Below are 452 nucleotides of genomic sequence, written 5' to 3'. Positions count from 1 at the left end.
GCGCATAGCCCTTTTCCGTGATTGTAAAGGAGACCATCTGAAGGCTGGGATTTGCAAAGATCTCTTTTAATCGCCTTCTGTCATTCGTCTCATCCGGCAGCCCTTTCAGCGCTTCAGTAAAACAGCCGAATACTCTTTTTTCCGTCGAACCGTCGGTATGTAAGATCACGGACAGACAAAGATTATCGTATGGCTTATAGATGCGGTCGATCGTCTCATAGTCAAATGTCTCCACACAGACGATTCCACGGTCCATCAGTCCGTCTGTGATCAGGCGGTCCGCAATACTGCCTATAAAAATCCTGAATATATTCCCGATACCAAAATGAACCCATACCGGTGCTTCCGTTGTCCGCTGTGCCAGTGTTTCCAAATCATAAGATGGCAGTCCGATTCCCGCCCGGTTCCATACCTGCTTGTCTTTGATTCCTTCTAAGGTAAGTTTCATCAGC

Annotated in this window: 1 protein-coding gene; it reads right to left on the bottom strand. The window is 47.3% G+C overall.

Annotated elements, in window-relative coordinates; genetic code table 11:
• Positions 1 to 448 (bottom strand): mannitol dehydrogenase family protein (locus tag NE664_13970; GenBank protein MCQ4727741.1); only part of this gene is annotated, 448 nt, incomplete at its 3' end.
• Positions 449 to 452: the final 4 nt, after the last annotated feature.

The sequence above is a fragment of the Anaerotignum faecicola genome (genome assembly GCA_024460105.1).
Taxonomy (GTDB): domain Bacteria; phylum Bacillota; class Clostridia; order Lachnospirales; family Anaerotignaceae; genus JANFXS01.
Note: the sequence above shows the minus strand (reverse complement) of the source record. Positions and strands in the feature narration are given on the sequence as shown.